1 rRNA gene is annotated in these 1,835 nt (G+C 57.7%); it reads left to right on the top strand.

The features are described 5' to 3' along the window. The first annotated feature begins 2 nt into the window (after window positions 1-2). A 16S ribosomal RNA gene (locus FS787_RS17845) occupies window positions 3-1,528 on the top strand. Window positions 1,529-1,835: the final 307 nt, after the last annotated feature.

The raw sequence follows: 1,835 nt of genomic DNA, 5'->3' as shown, positions 1-1,835 counted from the left end.
CTTCAACGGAGAGTTTGATCCTGGCTCAGGATGAACGCTGGCGGCGTGCTTAACACATGCAAGTCGAACGATGACCCGGTGCTTGCACCGGTGATTAGTGGCGAACGGGTGAGTAACACGTGAGTAACCTGCCCTTAACTCTGGGATAAGCCTGGGAAACTGGGTCTAATACCGGATATGACTCCTCATCGCATGGTGGGGGGTGGAAAGCTTTATTGTGGTTTTGGATGGACTCGCGGCCTATCAGCTTGTTGGTGAGGTAATGGCTCACCAAGGCGACGACGGGTAGCCGGCCTGAGAGGGTGACCGGCCACACTGGGACTGAGACACGGCCCAGACTCCTACGGGAGGCAGCAGTGGGGAATATTGCACAATGGGCGAAAGCCTGATGCAGCGACGCCGCGTGAGGGATGACGGCCTTCGGGTTGTAAACCTCTTTCAGTAGGGAAGAAGCGAAAGTGACGGTACCTGCAGAAGAAGCGCCGGCTAACTACGTGCCAGCAGCCGCGGTAATACGTAGGGCGCAAGCGTTATCCGGAATTATTGGGCGTAAAGAGCTCGTAGGCGGTTTGTCGCGTCTGCCGTGAAAGTCCGGGGCTCAACTCCGGATCTGCGGTGGGTACGGGCAGACTAGAGTGATGTAGGGGAGACTGGAATTCCTGGTGTAGCGGTGAAATGCGCAGATATCAGGAGGAACACCGATGGCGAAGGCAGGTCTCTGGGCATTAACTGACGCTGAGGAGCGAAAGCATGGGGAGCGAACAGGATTAGATACCCTGGTAGTCCATGCCGTAAACGTTGGGCACTAGGTGTGGGGGACATTCCACGTTTTCCGCGCCGTAGCTAACGCATTAAGTGCCCCGCCTGGGGAGTACGGCCGCAAGGCTAAAACTCAAAGGAATTGACGGGGGCCCGCACAAGCGGCGGAGCATGCGGATTAATTCGATGCAACGCGAAGAACCTTACCAAGGCTTGACATGAACCGGAAACACCTGGAAACAGGTGCCCCGCTTGCGGTCGGTTTACAGGTGGTGCATGGTTGTCGTCAGCTCGTGTCGTGAGATGTTGGGTTAAGTCCCGCAACGAGCGCAACCCTCGTTCTATGTTGCCAGCGCGTTATGGCGGGGACTCATAGGAGACTGCCGGGGTCAACTCGGAGGAAGGTGGGGACGACGTCAAATCATCATGCCCCTTATGTCTTGGGCTTCACGCATGCTACAATGGCCGGTACAAAGGGTTGCGATACTGTGAGGTGGAGCTAATCCCAAAAAGCCGGTCTCAGTTCGGATTGGGGTCTGCAACTCGACCCCATGAAGTCGGAGTCGCTAGTAATCGCAGATCAGCAACGCTGCGGTGAATACGTTCCCGGGCCTTGTACACACCGCCCGTCAAGTCACGAAAGTTGGTAACACCCGAAGCCGGTGGCCTAACCCCTTGTGGGAGGGAGCTGTCGAAGGTGGGACTGGCGATTGGGACTAAGTCGTAACAAGGTAGCCGTACCGGAAGGTGCGGCTGGATCACCTCCTTTCTAAGGAGCACCTACAACCACCGTGCCCCGTGTATGCGGGTGTGTTGGGGTTGTCAGGAGTACGCCCGTTGCGCAGACGATTGTTCTGCGGCGGGTGCTCACGGGTGGAATATCAACAAATAGGTGCCTGGCGGCACGTGCCGGCAGCAAGTACGGACACTCTTCCCTTCGGGGGCGGGGGTCCTGGAACGCGGCCGGTGGGAGACGCTGGGTAGTGTTTGGCACACTGTTGGGTCCTGAGGCAACAGGACCGGGGCTTGTTCCCGGGACTTGTGTTTCTGGTTTCCTGGCTGCACCGAGCGCACAG

This window comes from Arthrobacter sp. U41 (genome assembly GCF_007679325.1).
Taxonomy (GTDB): Bacteria; Actinomycetota; Actinomycetes; order Actinomycetales; family Micrococcaceae; genus Arthrobacter.
This window is presented reverse-complemented; position numbering and strand designations above follow the sequence as displayed.